This window comes from Nocardia sp. GP40, assembly GCF_050434125.1.
Lineage (GTDB): Bacteria > Actinomycetota > Actinomycetes > Mycobacteriales > Mycobacteriaceae > Nocardia > Nocardia albiluteola.
In genome coordinates this window covers 25478-44234 of sequence record NZ_JBNPVW010000002.1, presented here as the reverse complement: position 1 = coordinate 44234, position 18757 = coordinate 25478, and the positions used below count along the sequence as shown (strand labels likewise).

Annotated in this window: 20 protein-coding genes and 1 pseudogene; 10 read left to right on the top strand and 11 right to left on the bottom strand. The window is 68.1% G+C overall.

Translation table 11 applies throughout. The features are described from left to right. Window positions 1-9 precede the first annotated feature (9 nt). The 3 genes and pseudogenes from ABH933_RS04685 to ABH933_RS04675 all read left to right on the top strand — a co-directional run. Window positions 10-1275 carry an aspartate kinase gene (locus ABH933_RS04685; protein WP_429417910.1) on the top strand — a complete coding sequence of 422 codons (1266 nt, stop codon included), beginning with the start codon at window positions 10-12 and terminating at the stop codon, window positions 1273-1275. Window positions 1276-1278: 3 nt separating this feature from the next. Then, window positions 1279-2313, top strand: a complete 1035-nt coding sequence (locus ABH933_RS04680) for an aspartate-semialdehyde dehydrogenase (RefSeq protein WP_429417908.1) — start codon at window positions 1279-1281, stop codon at window positions 2311-2313. Between the two features lie 37 nt (window positions 2314-2350). Then, window positions 2351-2497: pseudogene (locus ABH933_RS04675) on the top strand (Txe/YoeB family addiction module toxin); the annotation flags it as partial. A 15-nt stretch (window positions 2498-2512) separates the two neighbouring features. Here ABH933_RS04675 and ABH933_RS04670 read toward each other — a convergent pair. Continuing rightward, window positions 2513-3097 (bottom strand): TetR/AcrR family transcriptional regulator, encoded by a 585-nt coding sequence (locus ABH933_RS04670; protein WP_429417906.1) that lies wholly within the window; start codon window positions 3095-3097, stop codon window positions 2513-2515. Between the two features lie 129 nt (window positions 3098-3226). On the opposite strand from ABH933_RS04670, the gene ABH933_RS04665 reads away from it, so the two are divergent. Next, on the top strand, window positions 3227-4054 hold the full coding sequence (locus ABH933_RS04665) for a carboxymuconolactone decarboxylase family protein (protein ID WP_429417904.1): 828 nt from the start codon (window positions 3227-3229) through the stop codon (window positions 4052-4054). A gap of 18 nt (window positions 4055-4072) precedes the next feature. Here the strand turns inward: ABH933_RS04665 and ABH933_RS04660 are convergent, their stop codons facing one another. Then, window positions 4073-4567, bottom strand: a complete 495-nt coding sequence (locus ABH933_RS04660) for a MarR family winged helix-turn-helix transcriptional regulator (RefSeq protein WP_429417902.1) — start codon at window positions 4565-4567, stop codon at window positions 4073-4075. Window positions 4568-4657: 90 nt separating this feature from the next. Between ABH933_RS04660 and ABH933_RS04655 the strand changes: the two genes are divergently transcribed. Beyond that, window positions 4658-5167 (top strand): cupin domain-containing protein, encoded by a 510-nt coding sequence (locus ABH933_RS04655; RefSeq protein WP_429417900.1) that lies wholly within the window; start codon window positions 4658-4660, stop codon window positions 5165-5167. Window positions 5168-5183: 16 nt separating this feature from the next. Here the strand turns inward: ABH933_RS04655 and ABH933_RS04650 are convergent, their stop codons facing one another. Further along, a complete protein-coding gene (locus ABH933_RS04650; protein ID WP_429417898.1) occupies window positions 5184-5768 on the bottom strand; it encodes a TetR/AcrR family transcriptional regulator in 585 nt (194 codons plus the stop codon). A 93-nt stretch (window positions 5769-5861) separates the two neighbouring features. On the opposite strand from ABH933_RS04650, the gene ABH933_RS04645 reads away from it, so the two are divergent. After that, entirely contained in the window at window positions 5862-6305 is a 444-nt protein-coding gene (locus ABH933_RS04645; RefSeq protein ID WP_429417896.1) for a nuclear transport factor 2 family protein, read from the top strand. A 7-nt stretch (window positions 6306-6312) separates the two neighbouring features. Here ABH933_RS04645 and ABH933_RS04640 read toward each other — a convergent pair whose 3' ends face one another. After that, on the bottom strand, window positions 6313-7614 hold the full coding sequence (locus ABH933_RS04640) for a serine hydrolase domain-containing protein (RefSeq protein WP_429417894.1): 1302 nt from the start codon (window positions 7612-7614) through the stop codon (window positions 6313-6315). Between the two features lie 688 nt (window positions 7615-8302). Here ABH933_RS04640 and ABH933_RS04635 point away from each other — a divergent pair. After that, window positions 8303-9757 carry a catalase gene (locus tag ABH933_RS04635; RefSeq protein WP_429417892.1) on the top strand — a complete coding sequence of 485 codons (1455 nt, stop codon included), beginning with the start codon at window positions 8303-8305 and terminating at the stop codon, window positions 9755-9757. 89 nt (window positions 9758-9846) lie between these two features. Here the strand turns inward: ABH933_RS04635 and ABH933_RS04630 are convergent, their stop codons facing one another. From ABH933_RS04630 to ABH933_RS04615, 4 genes are all read right to left on the bottom strand, one after another. After that, window positions 9847-10554 (bottom strand): hypothetical protein, encoded by a 708-nt coding sequence (locus tag ABH933_RS04630; RefSeq protein WP_429417890.1) that lies wholly within the window; start codon window positions 10552-10554, stop codon window positions 9847-9849. Between the two features lie 82 nt (window positions 10555-10636). Continuing rightward, window positions 10637-11044, bottom strand: a complete 408-nt coding sequence (locus ABH933_RS04625; RefSeq protein WP_429417889.1) for a copper resistance CopC family protein — start codon at window positions 11042-11044, stop codon at window positions 10637-10639. Window positions 11045-11298: 254 nt separating this feature from the next. Further along, the gene (locus ABH933_RS04620; RefSeq protein ID WP_429417887.1) at window positions 11299-11862 is read right to left on the bottom strand and encodes a hypothetical protein; all 564 of its coding nucleotides are present in this window, start codon (window positions 11860-11862) and stop codon (window positions 11299-11301) included. A 409-nt stretch (window positions 11863-12271) separates the two neighbouring features. Next, window positions 12272-12802 (bottom strand): MarR family winged helix-turn-helix transcriptional regulator, encoded by a 531-nt coding sequence (locus tag ABH933_RS04615; protein WP_429417885.1) that lies wholly within the window; start codon window positions 12800-12802, stop codon window positions 12272-12274. 109 nt (window positions 12803-12911) lie between these two features. Between ABH933_RS04615 and ABH933_RS04610 the strand changes: the two genes are divergently transcribed. Both ABH933_RS04610 and ABH933_RS04605 read left to right on the top strand, forming a co-directional pair. Next, complete coding sequence (locus ABH933_RS04610; RefSeq protein WP_429417883.1) at window positions 12912-13562, top strand: DUF4386 domain-containing protein; 651 nt, start codon at window positions 12912-12914, stop codon at window positions 13560-13562. A gap of 56 nt (window positions 13563-13618) precedes the next feature. After that, on the top strand, window positions 13619-14383 hold the full coding sequence (locus ABH933_RS04605; RefSeq protein ID WP_429417881.1) for an SDR family NAD(P)-dependent oxidoreductase: 765 nt from the start codon (window positions 13619-13621) through the stop codon (window positions 14381-14383). 325 nt (window positions 14384-14708) lie between these two features. On the opposite strand, the gene ABH933_RS04600 is transcribed toward ABH933_RS04605, so the two are convergent. Beyond that, on the bottom strand, window positions 14709-15305 hold the full coding sequence (locus ABH933_RS04600; RefSeq protein WP_429417879.1) for a TetR/AcrR family transcriptional regulator: 597 nt from the start codon (window positions 15303-15305) through the stop codon (window positions 14709-14711). 127 nt (window positions 15306-15432) lie between these two features. Between ABH933_RS04600 and ABH933_RS04595 the strand changes: the two genes are divergently transcribed. Then, window positions 15433-16173: an SDR family oxidoreductase gene (locus ABH933_RS04595; RefSeq protein ID WP_429417877.1), complete on the top strand. Its 741-nt coding sequence runs from the start codon at window positions 15433-15435 to the stop codon at window positions 16171-16173. A gap of 357 nt (window positions 16174-16530) precedes the next feature. Here ABH933_RS04595 and ABH933_RS04590 read toward each other — a convergent pair whose 3' ends face one another. Together ABH933_RS04590 and ABH933_RS04585 are read right to left on the bottom strand one after the other, a co-directional pair. Continuing rightward, on the bottom strand, window positions 16531-17190 hold the full coding sequence (locus ABH933_RS04590; RefSeq protein ID WP_429417876.1) for an LUD domain-containing protein: 660 nt from the start codon (window positions 17188-17190) through the stop codon (window positions 16531-16533). A gap of 296 nt (window positions 17191-17486) precedes the next feature. Then, entirely contained in the window at window positions 17487-18647 is a 1161-nt protein-coding gene (locus ABH933_RS04585; protein WP_429417874.1) for a transcription termination factor Rho, short form, read from the bottom strand. Between the last annotated feature and the right edge of the window lie 110 nt (window positions 18648-18757).

Genomic DNA, 18757 nt, shown 5'->3' with positions numbered 1-18757 from the left:
GGATCCCTCGTGGCTCTCGTCGTTCAGAAGTACGGAGGATCCTCGGTGGCTACCGCCGAGCGCATCCGGCGCGTCGCTGAGCGGATCGTCGAGACCAAGAAGCAGGGGCACGACGTGGTCGTCGTGTGCTCGGCGATGGGCGACACGACCGACGAACTCCTGGATCTGGCGCAGCAGGTCGCGCCCGCCGCGCCGCCGCGCGAGATGGACATGCTCCTGACCGCCGGTGAGCGCATCTCGAACGCGCTCGTGGCCATGGCGATCCATTCGCTCGGCGCGGAGGCGCGCTCGTTCACCGGCTCCCAGGCCGGCGTCATCACGACCGGTGCGCACGGCAACGCCAAGATCATCGATGTGACGCCCGGCCGGCTGCGCGAGGCCCTCGACGAGGGCACGATCGTGCTGGTCGCCGGCTTCCAGGGCGTCTCGCAGGACAGTAAGGACGTCACCACGCTCGGCCGCGGCGGCTCCGACACCACCGCGGTCGCGCTGGCCGCCGCGCTCGGGGCCGATGTCTGCGAGATCTACACCGACGTGGACGGCGTGTTCAGCGCCGACCCGCGGATCGTCTCCGACGCGCAGAAGCTCGAGCGCATCTCCTACGAGGAGATGCTGGAGATGGCGGCCTGTGGCTCGAAGGTGCTCATGCTGCGCTGCGTGGAATATGCGCGCCGCTACAACGTGCCCGTGCATGTGCGCTCGTCCTATACCGACAAGCTGGGCACCACCGTTTCAGGATCGATGGAGGACATCCCCTTGGAAAAAGCACTCCTCACCGGCGTCGCACACGACCGCAGCGAGGCCAAGGTGACCGTTGTCGCGATACCGGACGAGCCCGGCTACGCCGCCAAGGTGTTCCGCGCCATCTCCGATGCCGAGATCAATATCGACATGGTGCTGCAGAACATCTCGAAGGTGGAGACCGGCAAGACCGACATCACCTTCACCCTGCCCAAGACCGACAGCGCCCGCGCGGTGGAGATGCTGACCAACCGGCAGGGCGAGATCGGTTTCTCCCAGGTCCTCTACGACGATCACATCGGCAAGGTGTCCCTGGTCGGCGCGGGCATGAAGAGCCACCCGGGCGTCACGGCCACCTTCTGTGAGGCGCTGGCGTCCGCGGGCATCAACATCGACCTGATCTCCACCTCGGAGATCCGGATCTCGGTGCTGGTGCGGGACCACGAACTCGACGAGGCCGTGCAGGTGCTGCACCGGGCATTCGACCTGGGCGGCGACGAGGTCGCGGTCGTGCACGCCGGATCGGGGCGATAGGCCATGGGCGTACGCGTAGGTGTGGTCGGCGCGACCGGGCAGGTCGGCGCCGTCATGCGGAAACTGCTGGAAGAGCGCAATTTTCCCGCCGACCAGGTGCGGTTCTTCGCCTCGGCCCGCTCGGCCGGTAAGACGCTGCCGTGGCGCGGCGGCGAGATCGTCGTCGAGGACGCCGAGACCGCCGACCCCAGCGGGCTGGACATCGCGCTGTTCTCGGCCGGGGCCACCATGTCCCGGGTGCAGGCGCCGCGGTTCGCCGCGGCCGGGGCGACCGTCATCGACAACTCCTCGGCCTGGCGCAAGGACCCCGAGGTGCCGCTGGTTGTCAGCGAGGTCAACCCGGAGCAGACCCGCAATCTGGTCAAGGGCATCATCGCCAACCCCAACTGCACGACCATGGCCGCGATGCCGGTGCTCAAGCCGCTGCACGACGCGGCGGGCCTACAGCGGCTGATCGTGTCCAGCTACCAGGCGGTGTCGGGCAGCGGCCTGGCCGGGGTCGAGGAGCTGGCCTCGCAGGCGCGCGCGGTGATCGACCGCGCCGAGGAACTGACCCACGACGGCTCGGCGGTGGAGTTCCCCGCGCCGGACAAGTACGTCGCGCCGATCGCCTTCAACGTGCTCCCGCTGGCCGGTTCGCTGGTCGACGACGGCTCGGGCGAGACCGACGAGGACCAGAAGCTGCGCAACGAGAGCCGCAAGATCCTGGGCCTGCCCGAGCTGCTGGTGAGCGGCACCTGCGTGCGGGTACCCGTGTTCACCGGGCACTCGCTGTCGATCAATGCCGAGTTCGCCCAGCCCCTTTCGCCGGAGCAGGCCCGCAAGCTGCTGGCCGATGCGCCCGGCGTGCGGCTGGTCGACGTGCCGACCCCGCTGCAGGCCGCGGGCATCGACGATTCCCTCGTCGGCCGCATCCGCCAGGATCCGGGGGTGCCCGGCGGGCGTGGGCTGGCCCTGTTCGTCTCGGGCGACAACCTCCGAAAGGGTGCCGCGCTCAACACGATTCAGATCGCCGAGGTCCTACTCGCCAACCGCTGAACCATTCTCCGAACATCTGGTACCACATCCGGTACCAGATGTTCGGAGGAATCATGGCACCGGCGATTACGGCATCGGGAAGCCCGAGCCGCTGAAGCATGATCTCGCTGGGTACTGGTCGCGCCGGATTACGCGGGAGCATCGCCTGGTGTACCGGATCGTGGACGAGGAGCTGTGGATAGCCAAGGTCGGGCACCCACTACGAGTGAGGTCTCAGCCCGGTGAGCAGGTGGTCGACGTGGTCGGCGCCCAGCCGCAGGTCCGATTCGGGGGCGTGGAGCAGGAAACGGTAGTAGACCGGGCCGTACAGCATTTCGACCATGGCGCGCGTCGGGATGTCCCCGCGTAGTTCGCCCGCGGTGATGGCGCTGTCCAAGCGCTTGCAGCACTGTTCCAAGCGAGGTTCGACGATGGTCTCGCGCACGGCCGCCGCGATGTGCGGATCGGATTGGGCCTCGGCGATGACGGCCTGGTAGACGCCGCCGATGTCACCGGCGAGCAACTCACTCAGTGCGGTGATCTGTGTCTTCAGGTCGGCGGCGATGTCGCCGGTGTCCGGGAAATCCGTTGTGGTGCCCATCTTTTCGTTGACCGCGTCGAGGGCGACCGCGCCCTTGGACGGCCACCAGCGGTAGATGGTCTGCTTGCCGACGCCCGCCGCCGCGGCGATCGCGTCGATGCTCATCCGGGCATAGCCCTTTTCTACGGCTAGGGCGAAGGTCGCATCCAGAATCGCCTGATGCGACCGCTGGCTTCGTAGTTGCGGGTTCGGGGCGGGCGGCATGCATTCAGCGTACGCGGTACGAGACGAAACGTCTCGTCTTGACGCGGTCGAGTCGAGGGTCTACCTTGGCGAGACGAGACGAGCCGTCTCGTCATTGCCCTGCAACGCTCTACTGAGAAGGACCGACCCATGACCGACACCGATTCCTCGTCGACCAGCCGCTTCGCACGGGGCCTGACCCTACTGGGTCGGGTCGGCGGCAGCGACCCCACCCGGGTGCTGGACAGCATGGCCGATATCGCGCCGGATATGGGCAGGCTGACCATCGAGTTCTACGCCGATATTTACGGCCGTCCCGGGTTGACCTTCGCGCAGCGGCAGATCATCAACGTCGCGGCGCTGACCGCGCTGGGAACCGCCGCACCGCAGCTGCGCTTCCATATCGACGGCGCGCTCAATGTCGGCGTCACGCCGGTCGAGATCGTCGAGACGATCATCCATATGGGCGTGTACGCCGGAGTGCCCGCCGCGCTCAACGGCCTGGCGGTTGCCAAGGCGGCGTTCGCTGATCGGCCGGAGGCGGGCAGCCCGGTGGGCGAGAGTCGGATTCGGCCGGACGAGACGACCGGGCAGCGGTACGAGCGCGGGCTCGCGGAGCTCGAGCGCATCGACGGTCAGGCGGGGCGGCAGGTGATCGATTCGCTGGCCGATATCGCGCCCGACTTCGCCCGCTACGTCATCGAATTCGCCTTTGGCGACGTCTACTCCCGCTCCGGTCTGGACCTGAAGACGCGCGAGCTGGCGACGGTCGCGGCCTGCACCGCCCTGGGCTCGGCCGGCCCGCAGCTGCGGGTGCACCTGCATGGGCTGCTCAACGTCGGCGGCACGCGCGAGGAGGCCGTCGAGGCGATCATGCAGATGGCCGGCTACGCCGGATTCCCCGCGGCCCTGAACGGAATGGCCGCCGCGCGTGAGGTTTTCGCCGAACGTGCGGCGGCTGAGGCGAACGGGGACTGAGCTGCGCGGCGGGCCGGCTCAGTCCGACAGGTGGTTGATCAGTTTGTTGGTCAGTCGGGTGAGTTCCGCGCGTTCGCGCGGAGTCAGCACCGACAGCATCGCCTGCTCGTTCTCGATGTGGCGGGGGATCGCCCGATCGACGAGTTCCCTTGCGCTGTCGGTGAGTTCGATGAGCAGCCCGCGGCGATCCCCGGGGTAGGGGATGCGGGCGATGTAGCCGCGCTTTTGCAGGCGGTCCAGGCGGTTCGTCATGGTGCCTGTTGTGACCAGCAGCGATTCGGCCAGTTGTGAGGGTGACAGGCGGTAGGGGGCCCCGGCGCGGCGCAGCGCCAGCAGCACGTCGCCCTCGCTGCGGTGAATACCGAATTCCGTTGCCATCGCGCTGATTCGGGCATCGATCAGCTGGCTCACCCGCTCCAGCCGGGTGATCAGGGCCATGGTGTCCACGTCCAGATCGGGCCGCTCGGCCCGCCACTGCCCCAGAAGGTGATCGATGCGTTCGGATGCCTGCATGCCCTCACTCTAGCTTGACGTCGAGCTACCTCTTGTCATTTAGCTTGACATCAAGTAATTTGATGACAAGTTACTTGAAGGGATGGAATCATGACGCAGACTCGACCGGTTCTCCTGACCCAGGCCTCCGAGGCCGAACTGATCGGCCAGGACCCCACGGCGATCCGGCTGCACCGCGATGCGAGCGCCACTGATGGCGTGCTGAGCACGCAGGAGGTGCGCCTGGGCGTCGGGCGCGACGGGGCCGTGCCGCACTATCACGCCCGCTCGCACGAGCTTTTCTATGTCGCCGAGGGCGAGCTGCAGGTGCTCGCCGACGGCGAGATTCGCACCCTGTCCGCGGGCGGCTCACTCGTCGTGCCCAAGCATGTCGTCCACGCGTTCGGCGCCTCGCCCGACAGTGCGGTGCGGGTGTTCATCGCCCTGACGCCCGGCGTCGAGCGCTTCGAATACTTCCGGGTTCTGGAACGGATCGAGCGTGGGCAGACCTCGGTGCAGGAACTCCTCGACAACCAGGAGACCTTCGACACCTACTTCGTAGACGCACCCGAGTGGGCCCGGGAGCGCGCCGCGGGGCGCTCGGAGTCGGCGCGCGGCTGAGGCCGGCAGGCAGTGCTCAGCGCGGGCGCAGACCGTCGAAGACGATCGCGAAGACTCGTCCGCGCTGCCGGTCGTCGGCGTCCGTGGTGTACGTGGCCAGGAAGGCGCCCTTGAGGATTCGCATCAGGTCGGCGATGTCGATGTCCGGGCGCACCGCGCCGCAGTCCTGGGCGCGGCGCAGCAGCACGTCGATCGCCGCTCGCAATTCCAGCGTCGGCGCCTGGGATTCCACGCCCTCGTGGCCGCTGACCGCCTCGGCGAGATTTCGCTTCACCCCGCCCTCGATGACGATCGTGTCGAGGTAGCCGAAGAAGGCCTGGCCCGCATCCGGGGCGTCGGCGAGGGATTGCGCCTGTGCGGTCATGCGCTCGATGCGATCCACCATCGCGGCGTGGAACAGCGCCTCCTTGGTAGGGAAATGTCGGTACACGGTGCCCGGGCCGACGCCGGCCCGGCGCGCGATCTCGTCCAGCGGCACCGAGATGCCCTCGGCGGCGAAGGCCTCCTGGGCCGCGGCCAGCACGCGCTCGCGGTTGCGGCGGGCATCCGCGCGCAGGGCGCGACCCGGTCCGGGGGCCTGGGGCGCCTGTGTATCGGTCACGGCGACGATTCTACCGGGGTGCATATTGACAAACGGGGCGATCGTTCCGGATTATAAGCGGGGTATTCGTTCCGCTTATTGAAAGGGTAAGTCATGACAGAGAATTCGGTGCAGACCCCGCGGGAGCTGGTCGAGCGGATGTTCACCGACCTCGGTTCGGTCGATGCCGACGTGTTCGCCGATCTGATGGCTCCGGACGCGGTGTTCGAGATTCCGTTCACCGTCCCGGGCATGCCCGCTCGCATCGAGGGGCGGGAGGCGATTCGCGACCACCTCGCCCAGCGCTGGTCCCGCACGCGCGAGATCCAGATCCACGGGGTGTACCCCGTCGTCCACGACACGACCGATCCGGAGCTGTTCTTCGTGGAGAACGAGGTCGACATGACCCGGCCCGATGGCATCCGTTCGCGCGCAAGGACTTCGGTCAACGTCGTGCGGGTCCGCGACGGGAAGGTCGTGCTGTTCCGCGACTACATGGACACCGCGCGGCTGGCGAACCTGGTGCGCGAGGGCCTGATTCGGACGGGCGGGGAATAATCCGCGGTCAGCCGATGCCAGGGGTGCGCGGATCCGGCCCGCGACACAGCAGGATCCAGCATCCGGGCGGCGCGTCGGTGAACGGGAGCTTGAGCGGAATGTCCAAGCAGGACACCACATTACAGCTCGGATAGGCGTCGGGACCGATGCCGAACAGGGCCAGGGTGAAGTTCGAATCGAGATAGTTCTTCGGATTCAGCCCCAGCGGCGGCTCCACCCACGGTCCGGGGTCCGGAAACGGCGGCCGCTCGAAGGCCGCCATCAGCTTGCGGAAGAATTCGTGCGAGAGCTCGGGCATGTTCTGCAGCATGCCGGCCGGGCCCTCGGTGGAGTGATCGCCGAAGACTCCGGTCCAGGCGATGGTCAAATCCATGCTGGGGACGACGAAGACGTCCTGCAGTCCGACCCCGGACATCTGATAGGTGTCCGGGGGCATGAAGCTCGGTATCTCCGCGCATCCCGGCCCGACCCAGAACAGCAGTCCGTAACAGGGATTCGTCGCCGTGGGATGGGTGGCACGGTGCAGGTATTCCGGTGAAACGATCTGCGTCTCGCCCCAACGGCCGTTATTGCTCAGTAGCAGGCCGAGTTTGACGAGATCGTCGGGCGGGATCAGCAGGTGTGCGTAGCCGTAGGTGTGTCCGGCGCGGTCGCGGGCCCAGTAGTAGTCGCCGCGTTCGATGCCCAGCGGACCGAACAGCGCGCGCTGGGCGAACTGCTGCAGCGGCTCGCCGATGGCCAATTCGATAACATAGGACAGTAGGTCGACATTGCGCTGGCTGTAGGAGAAGTGGGTGCCCGGCGGATGGTCGAAGTGCACGCCCAGCGCCTGCACCGCACTGTCGGGATCGATCGAGAAGACGCCGGTGACGCCCTCGTTGATGGCGCCGATGTGCAGGCCCGAGGACTCGGTGAGCAGGTCCGCGACGGTGATCGAGCGGTGCTCCGCATCGCCCAGCCCGGGCGGCAGGTAGCGGCCGATCGGCGCGCCGAGATCGAGTTTGCCTCGGTCCCAGGCGATTCCGGCGATCAGCGAGACCACGCTCTTGGTAACGCTCCAGACGTTCCAGGGTATCCGGCCGGTCCGGCCGTTGTGCGGACCTGTGCCGATCAGACAGTTGTGCCGGAATATCTGGACATTCACGCGATTTCGGGACGTGGCGAAGGCGAGTGCGGCGGCCAGCCGGTCCGGATCGAAGCCGGCCTGGGTGGGTGTCGCACGCGGAAAGTCCCGTCCCGAGTCGACCTCGCAGCGGGTGTCCGCGCCGGTCGTCGCGTGGGCGAGCCCCGGCGTCACAGCGCTCACCACCAGTACGAGGATTGTCGCAAACCACCCCAGCAAGCGGCACATGGGTGTGAGGCTACCGCGTGACCGCCGGCGCACCGTGAATACGAAACGCGCACGATAACAATCGAGATCTGAGAGCACCGAGACGCCGAAGGCCGCCGGATCCGTGGATCCGGCGGCCTTCGGTCTGCACTACTGCACTGGTTTCGCGGAGCCCACGCAGCTCCGCGAAACCGCAAACCGATGCCCAACATGCGCCTCTCGGCGAGTGGTCGCTCGTAGCGACGAAGTGGTGAGGCCCGGGGCTGTCCCGGCATCGGCAAATGGTGACAACGCCGGGCTACGCCGGATCTATTCCGCCACCGGCAGTGTGAGCTGCGGCATAAGGCGATTCGGCCGGTGCGGGCGGCGGTCGCGACGTCTTGGCGCCACGGCGCAGCGTGGCGCGGAGGGGTGGCAGTCAGCCGCAGCGCCCGAGATCGGCCCGGTGGTCGGTGCCGCACCTGCTCCGCTCGCCTCGGGTTCGTAGGAATCTCCAGTTGTCCCCGCGTGACCTGCCCACTGGAATGGCGGTGCACCTACGAGTGCCCGGACATAGAACGGATTTACTAGTTTTATTGACTTATTCCAAAAAACTGCCAGACTAGGCCCAAGCACACCGGTCCGGGCAGCCCACTCCCGGACGGTGCTCACCAGCGAGGAGGCGCGCATGACGAAACCGACCACCACCAACACCGGCGTCCCGGTGGCCAGCGACGACGAGTCGCTGACCGCGGGCACCCAGGGCCCGATCCTGCTGCACGATCACTACCTGATCGAGAAGCTCGCCCACTTCAACCGGGAGCGGGTGCCGGAGCGCATCGTGCACGCCAAGGGTGCGGGCGCGTACGGCGAACTGGTGGTGACCAACGACGTCAGCCGCTTCACCAAGGCCGATCTGTTCCAGCCGGGCCGCCGCACCGAATCCCTCGTGCGGTTCTCCACCGTCGCCGGTGAGCTGGGCAGCCCGGACACCTGGCGCGATCCGCGCGGTTTCGCGGTGAAGTTCTACACCCGCGACGGCAACTACGACATCGTCGGCAACAACACCCCGGTCTTCTTCATCAAGGATCCGATCAAGTTCCCCGACTTCATCCGGTCGCAGAAGCGCCTGCCGGGCAGCGGACTTCGCGACGCGACCATGCAGTGGGACTTCTGGACGCTGCGCCCGGAGACCGCGCACCAGGTGGCGTGGCTGATGGGCGATCGCGGCATCCCGGCGACCTACCGGCACATGAACGGCTACGGCTCGCACACCTATCAGTGGGTCAATGCCCAGGGCGAGCGCTTCTGGGTGAAGTACCACTTCAAGACCGATCAGGGCATCAAGAACCTGACCCAGGCCGAGGCCGACACGCTGGCCGGCGCCGATGCCGACTATCACCGCCGGGATCTGTACGAGTCCATCGAGCGGGGCGAGTTCCCGAGCTGGACCCTGCACGTGCAGGTCATGCCGGAGGCCGAGGCCGAGGGGTACCGGTTCAATCCGTTCGACCTGACCAAGGTGTGGTCGCACCGGGACTACCCGCTGATCGAGGTCGGCCGCTGGACGCTGAACCGCAACCCGCGCAACTACTTCGTCGAGATCGAGCAGGCCGCGTTCGAGCCCTCGAATCTCGTTCCCGGCATCGGCTTCTCGCCCGACAAGATGCTGCAGGGCCGCGTCTTCGCGTACTCCGACGCACACCGCTACCGCATCGGGGTCAACTACGCGCAGCTGCCGCCGAACCGCGCCCGCGCCGCGGAGGTGAACACCTACTCCAAGGAGGGCGCGATGCGATTCGACTACAACGCGCCCGATGTGCCCGTGTACGCACCGAATTCGTTCGGCGGCCCGCACGCCGATCCCGCCCGCGCCGGTGACGAGGGCACGTGGACCTTCGGCCAGGAGGCCGTGCGCGCCGGCTACATCCAGCACCGCGAGGACGGCGACTTCGGCCAGGCGGGCACGCTGGTCCGTGAGGTGTACAACGACGAGGAGCGGGATCGCCTGGTGGGCAACGTCGTCGGCCACATCCTCGGCGGCGTCCGCGAGCCGGTACTGAGCAAGGTGTTCGACTACTGGAAGCGCATCGACCCAGAGATCGGCAAGCGCATCGAGGAGGGCGTGCGCACCGCCCGCTGATACGGCACGACATAATGCGCAAGGCCCGCACCGTAATACGGTGCGGGTCTTGTCATTTCGGGAGATCTTGTGGGGGAGTGGCTCCCGGATCAGTTCTGGCTGTGGGTGAGCGAGTTGTACATCTGGATCACGCTGACGACCGCGACCGGTCCGCCGACCGCGATCGTGCCGATGGCGGTGCCGAGCCCGGCGCCGATGCCCGCGCCGGCGATGCAGCCGCCCGGCGCGCCGATCAGGAACGCGGGCGGCATCAGCGTGGTGCCGACGACCGCACCGGCCACGCAACCGCCGGCCAGGCCGATCGCCGCGCCGAGCATGCCGCCGATCGCGGTGGCCAGGCCGATCTGGTTGGCGGCCAAGCCGAGCGCGTCGTTGAAGTCGTCCTGCGAGAAGATCGGCTTCAGCGTCACCGGGGCCGCGGGCACCGCCTTGGCCGGATCGGTGCTCGGGGTAAGGGTGATGGTGCGCCCGCTGGCGTCGACCTGGGCCGCGATCGGCCAGTCCTTCTTGTCCAGCTGGTAGGTCAGCGGCATCCCGTAGGCCAGCTTGCCGTTGGCGTCGAGGATCTCGAACTGGGTGCCGCGCACGTTGATCCGGCCCGCGTCGGTCCGCAGCACCACGGAGTGGTCGACCACGTTGGCGGTGTAGTGGATGCCCGGCGCCACATCGGTGCTGACGGTCGCACCTGGGCGGTTCGCGGGTGCGGCGGGAGCGTCGGCGTAGGCGGTCCCGCCGGCAACGGTGAGCGCGGCGATGGCCAGCAGCGCGGTCGACGCGACGGCGTTCAAGGTCTTCATCAGGGGTCGTTCCTTCCTTGCGAACACCGGTTCGCGAGACGAAAAGTATTGGGATCGAGGGGGATTGCCGCGTAGTGGGTTGTTACTGAGGGGCCAGCGTGAAGGTGCGAGTGCCCTCGATGCGGTGGCCGTCCTTCGAGGTGATGGTGAATGTGGTGGTGTACACCCCGGCCGGGCCCAGCGGCGCGAGATCGATGCTCAGCGTGCGGTCGTCCACGTGCACGTCACCGTGTGAGTAGACCTTGCCGTCCGGCCCGGTCACGACCAGCTCGGGGTCGGTCACCTTCTCGTTGAACGTGATGGACACCTGCGGCGGGCCCGCCTGCACCGCGGCCCGATCGGCCGGCTCGGCATGGGTGACGTACGAATGCGCATCCGCAACACCCGCGCCCAACATCACGACCCCGGCCACGACCGCGGCCAACAGGGTCGCAATCGACTGCAGCCAGCGGAGCTCACGTCCGCCTCGAACGAATTTTCTGGTCGACAAAACAATTCCTTTCCATACGTTGGTGAATGAGCCGGCAGGCAGCGCGAATCCGCATTTAGGGCAGCGCGAATTCGACAATTGTCGAGAGCGTTTCGACTGCCGCTATTCAGGCCTTCGCCGACGCGATCAATCGCCGTGCCGGGTCGCGATGGTCACGCCGGGTGAGCGCCGAATCATTCCGCCACGAACAAGGATGTTCGGGCGGTGCAGGAGAGGCCGCGGATGCGCGTGCGAGGAGGGCTGATCCGATCGGATCAGGACAGCGCGAGCGCGGCCGACATCGCGGGTGGGCCGCGTGGAGAAATCGCGCTGAGCCGCGCCGAATTCGGTCTCCGGACGATGGCGCGAGGTATGCGGGCTAGTCGGTCGTCGGCCGGCGGGGGTGGTCCGAACTCGGCAAGCATGGTGCGAGCCGCGCGTGAAACCGCAGCGTAGAAGCGCTCTACGGCGAAGATGAGCAGCGCGCACGCCAGAGTTGCGACGCCGTGCGCAGTCAGCATGAGCAACCCCCCGCGACCGGCGCCCTCGACGGTCGAATGCATGTCGTGTGCACCGGCCGTGGCCGTCAATGCGGCGTGTTCCACCAGTTGCCCGCCCGCGAGCAGGCCGAAAAGCGCGGCTCGGCCGCGTCCGGACGGTGAGCCGACAGCGGCTCCGACCGCACCGCTGACCAATAACAGCAGAACCAATGCCGAGGAATGCGGCAGCATGCCTTCGAATCCGTGCGCGGCGATTGCCAGCAGCCCACAGAGAATTCCCGCCAGACTTCCGCGAATACGATCGCGCGATGTGTCACCGGCATGGGTGAGCAACATCATCGACGACTACCTTTGCGGAAAGCAGGCCTAACTCGGACAAGGATCGTATCGACTATAACCGGCGTATCCGACGATTCCGAAATCCGCGGCCGCGCTCAAAACGCCCCTTAACCGAATCTTCCCAGCAGGAAGTATTTCGGCTCGTCCCCACCCGCCCGGCGAAGTTCGGTGCCAGGCGCCGTCATTTCAGCAAGACAATGGTCGCCCAGCAAGGCCGGCAAATCCTGACTACGCCCGTCGGCGCCCGCGGTGACCTGCAGGCCGCCGAGAAGTACGCCCGGGGCCGCGTCGATCGGGTATCGGTGCGGGCATGGCAGGGGTTTCGGGCAGCGCCATCCGCCGGAGCTGGGCTGGCGCGGATCGAGACGCCGGTGTGGCCGGTTCGTGCGAGAGCTGTTGCCCCCGGTGGTCAGCGCGGGTCGAACGGCTTCTGCGCCGGGCGACCGTGGCCGTCGGCGCTCACTGATTTGTAGCCGGGGTGGACGCCCGGGATCAGACCCTGGTCCGCGGCGATGCGGCCGAGCAGGGCGGTGAGCTGGGTGCGCTCGTCGGGGGACAGGGCGCGGCACAGCGCGTCCTCGTTGTCGCGGGCGGCGCCGCTCAACTTGCCCAGCAGTTTTCGCCCCGCAGTGGTCAGGTGCAGGGCGTGCAGGCGGCGGTCGTCGGGGTTGCGGCGGCGTTCGATCAGGCCGCGCTCCTCGAGCTTGTCGGCGAAGGGGACGAAGCGGCTGGGCGGCATGCCGAGCTCGTCGGCGAGTTCGCGCTGGCTACGGCCCGGCTGCATGACCAGCAACCGGAGCAGCCCGGCCTGGGGCGGGGTGAGGTTCAGTTGCGCGATGCGGTCGGCGAAATGCGCCGCCGCATGGGCTCCCACCTGCGCCAGGAGGAAGCCGACTCCGCCGGGGGGCCGATGTCCGCCCGACTCTCGGTCCGTGTCCATGCAGACATATTAGATGATCCAAAATGATGTCAGCTTGACAATCGTTACAGATTGTAATCATTATTGGAGAGTCACGATCAGTGCATCGCCTCCGAGAAGGACCGCCGTTATGAGCGCACCCACCACCACCCGGACCACCAGGACCGCCCTGCCGGTCCTGGCCGCCACCCTCGCCTTCGCCGCCTTCACGGTGGCCTACGTCGCGGTGAACTCCGGTGTCCCGCACCCGGATGCCACCGGTTCGGCCGTGCTCGCCTACAACATCGCCCACCGCACCCTGCTCGAGGTGGGCGCCACGCTGTTGCTGATCTCCGCCGCACCCCTCGCGGTGACGGCCACGCTGCTCTACCGCGCGGTGTCGGCGCGGATGCGCGGCGTGCCGCCGATCGCCATGGCCGGCGGCCTGCTCGCCTCCGGCGCACTCGTCGTCAGCGCCCTGTTCACCTGGGCGGGCGCCCGCCTGACCGGTACCGCGTCCCCGGACCTCGCGCGGGCCGTCGCCGATCTCGGATTCGTCTCCGGCGGCGCGGCCTACGCGGCCGGGGTCGGGCTGCTAGTGCTGGGCGTGGCCGTGCCCGCGCTGCTCGGCCGGCTGTTGCCGCGCGCGTTGGCGTGGTCCGGTCTGGTCATCGCCGCCGCCGGTGCGCTGTCCGCGCTGGGCCTGATCGTGCCCGCTCTGCAGTTCCTGTTCCCCATCGTCCGGTTCGGCGGGCTGCTGTGGCTGCTGATTACCGCAATCGTCCTGTACCGCCGCCGCTGATCACCCCAATCATCCTGTACTGCCGCTGATTTCACCCTGTTCGAAAGGTAACTCCCATGCTCAGCAACTACTCCGATCTGCCCGGGCGCACCGCCGTCATCACCGGCGGTTCCCGCGGCATCGGCGCGCAGACCGCCCGCATGCTCGCCGCCCAGGGGGTGCGGGTCGGCGTCGTCGGACGCGACAAGGACGCCCTGAACGCGGTCGTCGCCGACATCACCGCGGCCGGCGGCACCGCCGTGGCAGCACCCGCCGACGTCACCTCCGCCGACGCGCTCGCCGAGGTGCGGGCGCTGGTCGAGCGCGAACTCGGTCCGGTCGACGTGCTCGGCGCATTCGCCGGGGGCCAGGGCTTTCCGGTGCCGTCGGCGGAGCTGACCGAGGCGCGCTGGCGGGCGGTGCTCGACTCCGATCTGACCTCGTCTTTCCTGACCGTCCGGGAATTCCTGCCGGGCATGGTCGAACGTGGTCGCGGCAGCATCATCACCATGGCCTCGTCCGCGGGCCGTCAGCCCAGCCAGGCCAATCTCGCCTACGGCGTCGCCAACGCCGGCCTGATCATGATGACCCGGCACCTGGCCACCGAATACGGTCCGCGCGGCGTGCGCGTGAATACCCTTGCGCCAACGTCGATCCGGACCGAGAAGGTGGAGGCGAACATGCCGGAGGCAGTACAGCAGCAGGTCGCGAACATGCATCCGCTGCGCCGCCTGGGCACCACGACGGATGTCGCCGAGGCCACGCTGTTCCTGGCCTCGGACGCCTCGTCCTATCTCACCGGCCTGACCATCGATGTCGCGGGCGGCCGCATCACCAATTGACGCCGGTTCGAAGACAATACCTTGGCCCGCACAGGAATTGGTGCGGGTCCCGGCCGTGCTGACCCGCGTCGGATGGATCCCGGGCCTGTTCGTTGGGGCCGGGAAGACTGGCCGTCCGGGCTTATCGCATATCCACCGCCACTCGGGCGGACGCCGGGGTGGAGGGCGCCGAGCCGAGCGGGACGCCAGGTGCCACCTCGCCACGGGCGGTGGACCCGGCCGAGGTGCGGGACCGGCCGAGGTGGCTTCGCTGTTCGTCGTGCGCGCGATCTGGGTCAGCTGACCCGGTGTGCTGGTCGTAGGGGAGTCCCCCCGGGAACGAATATCACTGGTGTAGAAGTGATTTAGTCAGACTCGCGGCGGTGTCGTGGTCCAGCGGAGCGTGCCCGAGCAGGAAGCGGTACCAGAACAGCCCATAGAACTGGTCGACGATCAGGTCGATATCGGTATCGGCGCGGAGCTCGCCCCGCTCGAGCCCGCGGCGCAGCACATCGCGCACCACGGCTCGCCGGGAAGCTGTGTAGGTCCGCATCAGCTCGGCCAGGTGGCTGTCGTCCGCGGACTCCCGGACGAGCGTTCGCAATGCGGGCCCGGTGGGAACCTGTTGTGCCGCAGCGAAAGTCGACTCGATCAGGGCGAGCAGGTCGTCGTGCACGGAGCCGGTGTCCGGCTGGGGGACGTCCTGACGGGAGCGGTCCTGCAGCGCATCGAGCAGCACCGCGCCCTTGGACGGCCACCATCGATACATGGTCTGTTTGCCCACGCCGGCCGCGCGAGCGATGGCATCGATGGTGATGGGCGCGCCGTCGGATTCGGCCAGCAGGCGCAGCGCCGCATCGAGGATGGCCAAGCGGACCGCCTCGTTGCGGCGTCGGCCGGTGTGCGGGCGCGCGGAATCCGTTGGGGGTTCAGGCGATTGCAAACGTCCACCCTTCCTGGTCCGGTGAGGTTCCTCGGCTTGACGGGAATGCCGGAGCCGCTACTCTCGTTATCGAGACTGTAAGTCTCGTCAAGAATACGACGGGATCCTCGAAGAAAGAAGGCCAGCAATGACACAGCCCACGAATGCCCCGGTCGACCGCGTCGTGGTGATGGGTGGCAGCTCGGGCATCGGCGAGGCCACCGCCGCGCTGTTCGCCGCGGGCGGGGCGGAGGTCGTCGTCACCGGCCGCGGCCAGGACAAGCTGGACGCCGCGGTGGCCCGCATCGGCGGCAAGACCACCGGCCACCGCCTGGACGCGGCCAGCAAGGCGGACATCGAGGCCTTCTTCGCGCAGTCGGGCGCCATCGATCACCTGGTGATCGCCGTCAGCGGCGCGGCGGGCAGCGGTCCCTTCGCCGAACTCGACCTGGACGATCTGGCCGCCGGATTCGCCGCCAAGTTCTGGCCGCAGGTCCGGATCCTGCAGGCCGCGCTACCGCACCTGACCGCGCACGGATCGGTCACCCTGATCACCGCGGGCTCCTCGCGCGCGGCCTTCCCCGGTACCGCGGGCCTGGCCGCGATCAACGGCGCCCTGGACGCCATGGTCCGCCCGCTGGCGGTGGAGCTGGCGCCGCTGCGCATCAATGCGGTCTCGCCGGGCGTCATCGATACCCCGTGGTGGGATCGGATTCCGGAGGATCAGCGTCGCACGCTTTTCGAGGGGATCGTCGCCACCACTCCGGCCGGCCGCGTCGGCCGCCCGGAAGACGTTGCGGCGGCGATCGTTTCGCTGGCGACCAACGGATTCATCACGGGTGTCGTGCTGGATGTGCAGGGCGGGGCGACCCTGGCCACCGGTCGCTGAGCCGTCGTCCCGAGGTCGGCGGCCCTTTGCTCCCGATCCTAGAACATGCTCGCCCAGTACAGGATGCAGGCGAGCACGAAGACCACCACGGTTTCCATCGTCCTCCCGATCCAGTCGACGCCCGATCGTTCCCCCTCGAGGATACGGCGACACGCCGCCGACCAAGATCACAAGGCGGCAACAGAATGGGATGGTGCTCCTGCGGCCCCCTCCAACCGCAGGAACATCCGTATCTGCACCCGGTCGCGACCCGACCCCTCGTACAAGCCGCGACCGGCACCCACTCCCGGCAGTGGCCTACCGGTTATGAGAATGCCGCCCGGGGCTTGCCACGGGCTTAAGGAGAACTTGCGGTGCTTACGCGGAAATCTCGTCGGATTCGACGATCAGCACGACCAGTTGCCGCTGGCGATGGCGGCCCTGGCCGGGCGAGGCCGGGGCGTCCGAGGGCGCGGTCGGGCCGCCGCACCAGGTGATGGGCCGGCGGGAATCGAGCTTGTCGAGCACCTCGGGCAGCGAGGAGTCGATCTGCGCCGCGCGCACCACGCAGACGTGGCAGCTGGGGATCACCTCGCGCCTGCCCTGGCCCGGCCCGCCGTCCAGCACAACAGCCCCGGCGTCGGCGACCGCGCCGGCGCAGGCGGTCACGATGGCGTCGGCGTCGTCCAGTTCCTCGGGCGAGAGCTGCGGGTACTCGTCGAGGACCTGGTGATCCGGATTGGCGGACCACGTCTCGAGCCATTCTTCGGGCAAACCCTCGGGCGCCACAACGGATTTCGCGCGATGTTCGTAGAGCGCCCCGTATACCGCGGCCGGGATCTGCGGTTCGGCCAGCCGCCGCACCCGGGCGCCGTGATGCTCGAGACGTTCGACGAACTGTTCGATGATCGCGGTGCGATCGCGGGGGGACTCCTCGGTGGTGTGCCGCCGGTGGCCGTTGAGCGTGACGGTGCGATCGTCGTCGGGCAGTGCCTTGAGGCCGTCGCGCACGCGGCGCAGGAAATCCTCCCGCGACATCAGCACCCCCCGGACGGGATCCCCGCCGGCGTCCGATGGTGCGCTGTGCTGCGGGTAGCGAGCGCCGTTCGCATGAGAGGCGGCCCCCTTTCCGGAACGGCGTCGCAGCGACCCTGCGATACCGCGGAACCGGGTGCGAGACGAGCTGTGCGTTGTGGTGCTCGGCGTCCGTCCGCCCGGACGGACGCCTGGTCTGATCTTGCAGACAGGCTACCTGGACGCGGGACCGATCTTGCTCGAGGTTCGGGCTACTCGGTTATTTCGGGCCGCAATTGGCTGGAATCCGCTGGTGGGTGTCAGCGGGCGGCGTTGCGGATCTGGGCGAGGAATTCGGCGTTCGTCTCGGTCTGGCGCAGACCGGTGAGCAACAGTTCGATGGCCTGCTGCGGCTCGCGGCCGGCGAGGGTGCGCCGCAGCGATGCGGTGGCGGCGAGTTCGTCGGGGGTGAGCAGCAACTCGTCGCGGCGGGTGCTGGAGCGGTCGATGTCGATGGCGGGGAAGGTGCGCCGATCGGCGATGTGCCGGTCGAGCTTGAGTTCGGCGTTGCCGGTGCCCTTGTACTCCTCGAAGATCAGGGTGTCGGCCACCGAACCCGTCTCGACGAGGGTGGTGGCGATGATGGTCAGCGAGCCGCCGTTCTCGATATTGCGCGCGGCGCCGAGGAATTTCTTCGGCGGGGCCAGTGCGCCGGCGTCCACGCCGCCGGACAGGATGCGCCCGGTGCCCGGGGAGGCCAGGTTGTAGGCGCGGGCCAGCCGGGTCAGCGAATCGAGCAGCACCACCACGTCGCGGCCCATCTCGACGTGGCGCTTGGCGTGTTCGATGGCCAGCTCCGCGACCGCGACGTGATCGCGCGCGGGGGTGTCGAAGGTGGCCGCGGCGATGTCGGCGGGCACGGCCCGGGACAGGTCGGTGACCTCCTCGGGGCGCTCACCCACGAGCACCAGGATCAGCTGGCATTCGGGGTGATTCTTCGCGATGCCGTGCGCAATGGATTGCAGCAGAGAGGTTTTGCCCGCCTTGGGCGGCGCGACGATCTGCGCGCGCTGCCCCTTGCCGATCGGCATCACCAGATCCGTGACGCGCGTGGTCATTTCGTGCGGCTCGGTCTCCAGGCGGAGCCTGTCCTGTGGATAGATGGGGATGAGATCGCCGAAGTGTTTGCGGGCCTTGGCCTGTGCGGGCGGCAGCCCGTTGACGCGATCGACCCGCAGCAGCGGGGGCAGTTTGACGCCCTCGCGCTTGGGTCCGGTGATGCCGGTGATCGCATCGCCGCGGCGCAGCCCGTGCTCGCGGACCAGGCGCAACGGCACGTGCGCGTCGCGCGGTCCGGGCAGGTAGCCATCGACGCGCAACGAGGCATGGTTGTCGGTGATGTCGAGGATGCCGCTGACTTCCGTCGCGGTCTCGATGGCGGCCAGATCGCCGCCGGAATCGTGAATAGTGTTGTCCTGCATGGAATGTACTCCTGAATATGAGTGTGGGCGGGTGCGGCGAGATCGCCGCCGGTGCAGCGCGAGGCTGTGCTGTGAACCCCCGGGCGGTACGTCGGGTACCGGTACTTCGA

Coding starts and splice junctions, on each gene's coding strand:
- ABH933_RS04610 (WP_429417883.1), top strand. CDS start 12,912: ATGAGCGCACCCACCACCACCCGGACCACCAGGACCGCCCTGCCGGTC.
- ABH933_RS04605 (WP_429417881.1), top strand. CDS start 13,619: ATGCTCAGCAACTACTCCGATCTGCCCGGGCGCACCGCCGTCATCACC.
- ABH933_RS04620 (WP_429417887.1), bottom strand. CDS start 11,862: ATGATGTTGCTCACCCATGCCGGTGACACATCGCGCGATCGTATTCGC.
- ABH933_RS04585 (WP_429417874.1), bottom strand. CDS start 18,647: ATGCAGGACAACACTATTCACGATTCCGGCGGCGATCTGGCCGCCATC.
- ABH933_RS04595 (WP_429417877.1), top strand. CDS start 15,433: ATGACACAGCCCACGAATGCCCCGGTCGACCGCGTCGTGGTGATGGGT.
- ABH933_RS04615 (WP_429417885.1), bottom strand. CDS start 12,802: ATGGACACGGACCGAGAGTCGGGCGGACATCGGCCCCCCGGCGGAGTC.
- ABH933_RS04635 (WP_429417892.1), top strand. CDS start 8,303: ATGACGAAACCGACCACCACCAACACCGGCGTCCCGGTGGCCAGCGAC.
- ABH933_RS04665 (WP_429417904.1), top strand. CDS start 3,227: ATGACCGACACCGATTCCTCGTCGACCAGCCGCTTCGCACGGGGCCTG.
- ABH933_RS04680 (WP_429417908.1), top strand. CDS start 1,279: ATGGGCGTACGCGTAGGTGTGGTCGGCGCGACCGGGCAGGTCGGCGCC.
- ABH933_RS04645 (WP_429417896.1), top strand. CDS start 5,862: ATGACAGAGAATTCGGTGCAGACCCCGCGGGAGCTGGTCGAGCGGATG.
- ABH933_RS04660 (WP_429417902.1), bottom strand. CDS start 4,567: ATGCAGGCATCCGAACGCATCGATCACCTTCTGGGGCAGTGGCGGGCC.
- ABH933_RS04655 (WP_429417900.1), top strand. CDS start 4,658: ATGACGCAGACTCGACCGGTTCTCCTGACCCAGGCCTCCGAGGCCGAA.
- ABH933_RS04670 (WP_429417906.1), bottom strand. CDS start 3,097: ATGCCGCCCGCCCCGAACCCGCAACTACGAAGCCAGCGGTCGCATCAG.
- ABH933_RS04630 (WP_429417890.1), bottom strand. CDS start 10,554: ATGAAGACCTTGAACGCCGTCGCGTCGACCGCGCTGCTGGCCATCGCC.
- ABH933_RS04590 (WP_429417876.1), bottom strand. CDS start 17,190: ATGTCGCGGGAGGATTTCCTGCGCCGCGTGCGCGACGGCCTCAAGGCA.